Raw genomic sequence first — 3408 nt, 5'->3', positions numbered from 1 at the left:
GCCTGCCCCGTGTCGCGCTGGCCCTGTGCTGCTGCCTTGCCGGGCTGGGCGTGGCCTATCTGGCGGGCGCGGCCCGGCTGATGCAGGTGCTGGACATCGACGTGGCGCGCGCCGTGGCCGTGGGCGTGCTGCCCTTTCTGCCCGGCGACGTGGTCAAGGTCGTGCTGGCCGTGGCTGCATGGCGGTTTCTGGCCGTGCGAAGGCTGTTGCCCCGATGATCGTCGCCAAGGGCTTGCGCTACACCCATCCCGGCACCCCGGCGGGAACTCCGCCCGCTCTGGACGGGGTGGAATTTTCCGTGCCGCCCGGCGCGCTGCTGTGCCTGTGCGGGGTCAACGGCAGCGGCAAGTCCACCCTGCTGCAACTGCTGGCCGGGCTGTTGCGGGCGGAAGGCGGCACGCTGGACGTGGCCGGGCACCACTGCCCCGGCGCGGAAGCCGCCCTGCGCCGTCATGCCGCGCTGGTGCTGCAGGACGCGGACATGCAGATGCTGGGGGCCACGGTGGCGGAAGATCTGCTGCTTACCGCGCCGTCCCCGCATACCCCTGACGGTGTGGCCGCGCTGGCCGCCGCGCGCGAAGCGGCAGTCCGGTTCGGCCTTGCCGGTCACTGGGACAGCCCGGTGCATACCCTGTCCTACGGGCAGAAGCGCAAGCTGTGTCTGGCCGCTGCGCTGCTTGCCGCGCCGGGCCTGCTGCTGCTGGACGAACCCTTCAGCGGGCTGGACCACCCGGCGGCGCTGGAACTGCGCGACATTCTGGCCCGCAACCGGGCCGCCGGGCTGACCCAGGCGGTATCGGTGCATGAACTGGAGCCGGTGGTGGACATGGCCGACCTGGTGCTGGTGCTGGACGGGGGGCGGCAGGTGCTGTTCGGCCCGCCCGCCGCCGTGCTGGACCGGGTGCGCGCCCATGGCATCCGCCCGCCCTGTTCATGGACGGCGCGTCGCGAGATCGTTCCCTACGAATGACGGCGCGCCTCCGGGTACGCAATGCGCGGTACGCCGAGGGCCAGGCACGACCTAGCCCCGCGCGGGACGTTTCCCGCGCGGTGTTGCGTCATGTTCGGCGTTTGACCCCAGGTGCCCTTCGTCCGGCGTATTGCGTCCGGCGTAGTGCGTACGGCGCTTCGGGTCTGGCTCCGGGCGTTTGGCCCCGGGGCCGTCACCGGGAGGGATGCCTTGGCGCCGTTGTCGACAGGGGAATCCTCCCCGGCGACTAGCCGTGCTCGTGGTCGTGGGCGTCGCCGCCGTCGTGGGCATGCCCCAGGTCGTGGCTGTGCGCCTCGTGGGTGTGGACGTGCTCGTGTTCGTGCCCGTCGTGCCCGTGATCGTGCCCAGCGGCGCCGTGACCATGTTCGTGTCCGTGCCCATGGGTATGGACGTGACGGTGCTCGTGGGCGTGGGTGGTACCGTCGGCATGGGTGTGTTCATGCACGTGGGCATGCTCGTGGGCGTGTTCGTGGTCGTGCCGATGTTCACCGCCCTTGCCGTGGGCGTGCGCGTGGCGGTGTTCGCGCGGTTCGCTGCCGGTGCCGCAATTGCAGGTCTTGCACATGGTGCGCCTCCTCATGAATGGGCGTTGGGCTGGCTGGGACGGGGTGCTTACCCGCCATGCAAACCTCCGGCGGAGCGGTTTGATCCCGCCCAGCCGGATGCTGCTGTGCATACTGTCATGCCTGTTTGCAGTCGCGTCAAGATGCAGCAATGCGGGGGGCAACGCCAGCATTGCCGCGGCGCGGTGCGCCTACCTGCTGCGCCCGGTGCCCAGGGCCACGCCCACCATGACAACACCAGCGGCCAGCATCTGGGTGGCGTTCAGGGTTTCGCCCAGCCACAGCCAGCCGAACCCCACGGCGGCCACGGGCACCAGGTTGATGAACGCCCCCACGCTGCTGGCGGGCAGGTGGCTGGTGGCCCAATTGAACAGGCCGAAGGCGCCCAGCGACGAACCCGCGCCCAGATAGATTACCGCCAGCAGCACGTCGGCGGGCCACTGCCCGGCACTGGCCAGCACCGCGTACGCCCCCGGCGCGAAGAACAGCGCCCCGGCCAGGGTCTGCAATGCCGTGAGGGTCCACGGATTCCAGCGAAAGCCGCCGTGCCCCCCATGCTCCCCATGTGCGGACAGCCTGCGCACCAGCACCATGTTGCCCGCTGCGCAGACCATGGCCAGAAGTTCCAGAATGTTGCCCAGCAGCGGGTCGGGCGCGGATTCGGTGCCTGCGCCGCCGGACAGGGTCAGCCAGGCCACCCCCGTGCACGAGAACGCCACCCCCAGCCACAGCCGGGGCGAAGGCCGTTCGCCCAGAAACAGCCATGCCCCCGCGCCCACCAGCAACGGCACAGAGGCGGAGATGACCCCGGCCTGCGAGGCAGAGGTGAGTTGCATGGCATTGGATTCACACAAAAAATACAGGCAGGGCTGCAACAGGACCGTGGGCAGAAGCAGCAGCTTGTGCCGCCGGGGCACGCCGCTCCAGAAGCCGCGCCGCACCAGCATGCCGGACGGAGCCACGGCCACGGTGCGGGAAGGGAACAGCCGGGCGGTGAAGGGCGCCAGCAGCGCCATGGCCACCATCATGCGCGACCACATCAGCGGCATGGGGCCAAGGGCCTGCACGGCCACTTTCATGGCCGGAAAGGACAGGCCCCACAGGGTCACCGCGCCCAGGGCCGCCAGGGCGGGCAGCAGCAGCGAGGCCCGGGCGGGGGCATGGCCGGAAAGGTCGGGGGCGTGATCGGAAGGGGGCACGGTGTCGGCGGGGTCTGTTATGGCGGCGGCATCGGGCGCACAGGGTGCGGAATCGGACATGGAAGGCGTCTCCGTGGTTATGGTGTGCGCCGGATGTATCGCGTTGCAAGGTTGTGCGTCTTGCACGGAGTTTTTGCACGAAATTGCGGTTGTGGTGGACGGTAGGGCTGGCGGGGATGGGGACCGCATGCCGTCCTGCGGCGGGAGTGGATGCGGATGGCGGGGACGGATGAAAGGGAGCGCCCGGTACGCGCGCAGTCCGGATCGTTCGCGCCGGATGGACGGTGGCGTTGGGGACCGGGGCGCCTCAGCGCGACAGATACTGCCCCGGCGTGGCCCCCACGTAGCGGCGGAAGGTGTTGGCGAAGTGGCTCTGGTCCACGAAGCCGGTTTCCTGCGCGGCGTCGGCCATGGCCCAGCCCCGGCGCAGCAGCAGCTTTGCCCGGTCCACGCGCAGTTGGGTGTGGTAGGCGTGCGGGGTCATGCCCGTGGCATCGCGGAACACCCGCAGCATGTGGAACCGGCTAAGGCCCGTGGCCTCGGCCAGGTCTTCCAGCGAGACCTTGTGCGCCAGCCGTTCGGCAAGGTAGGCGCGCACCCGGCGCACGGCGGCGTTGCCGTCGCGGGCGGTTACGGCTTCGGGCCGCACCCCGCC

The 3408-nt window shown here is 70.4% G+C and carries 5 protein-coding genes; 2 read left to right on the top strand and 3 right to left on the bottom strand.

The genetic code is table 11. From position 1 onward, the window contains the following. Together FVW27_RS10855 and FVW27_RS10850 are read left to right on the top strand one after the other, a co-directional pair. Positions 1–218: biotin transporter BioY (locus FVW27_RS10855; RefSeq protein ID WP_167125074.1), on the top strand; the 218-nt coding region annotated here is incomplete at its 5' end. Continuing rightward, positions 215–970: an ATP-binding cassette domain-containing protein gene (locus tag FVW27_RS10850; protein WP_167125072.1), complete on the top strand. Its 756-nt coding sequence runs from the start codon at positions 215–217 to the stop codon at positions 968–970. The genes FVW27_RS10855 and FVW27_RS10850, both read left to right, overlap by 4 nt. Positions 971–1217: 247 nt before the next feature. Here FVW27_RS10850 and FVW27_RS10845 read toward each other — a convergent pair whose 3' ends face one another. The 3 genes from FVW27_RS10845 to FVW27_RS10835 all read right to left on the bottom strand — a co-directional run. Then, on the bottom strand, positions 1218–1556 hold the full coding sequence (locus tag FVW27_RS10845; RefSeq protein WP_167125070.1) for a hypothetical protein: 339 nt from the start codon (positions 1554–1556) through the stop codon (positions 1218–1220). 189 nt (positions 1557–1745) lie between these two features. Beyond that, complete coding sequence (locus FVW27_RS10840; RefSeq protein WP_167125068.1) at positions 1746–2813, bottom strand: DMT family transporter; 1068 nt, start codon at positions 2811–2813, stop codon at positions 1746–1748. Positions 2814–3060: 247 nt separating this feature from the next. Continuing rightward, positions 3061–3408 (bottom strand): helix-turn-helix domain-containing protein (locus tag FVW27_RS10835; protein ID WP_167125066.1); only part of this gene is annotated, 348 nt, incomplete at its 5' end.

It is taken from the genome of Nitratidesulfovibrio liaohensis (genome assembly GCF_011682075.1).
In the GTDB taxonomy this organism is placed as follows: domain Bacteria; phylum Desulfobacterota; class Desulfovibrionia; order Desulfovibrionales; family Desulfovibrionaceae; genus Cupidesulfovibrio; species Cupidesulfovibrio liaohensis.
The sequence above is the reverse complement of the archived record's forward strand: the minus strand, read 5'-3'. Positions and strand labels throughout refer to the sequence as shown.

Bases quoted from the DNA above. Each gene is read 5' to 3' on its own strand.
- FVW27_RS10840 (WP_167125068.1), bottom strand. From the start codon at position 2,813: ATGTCCGATTCCGCACCCTGTGCGCCCGATGCCGCCGCCATAACAGAC.
- FVW27_RS10850 (WP_167125072.1), top strand. From the start codon at position 215: ATGATCGTCGCCAAGGGCTTGCGCTACACCCATCCCGGCACCCCGGCG.
- FVW27_RS10845 (WP_167125070.1), bottom strand. From the start codon at position 1,556: ATGTGCAAGACCTGCAATTGCGGCACCGGCAGCGAACCGCGCGAACAC.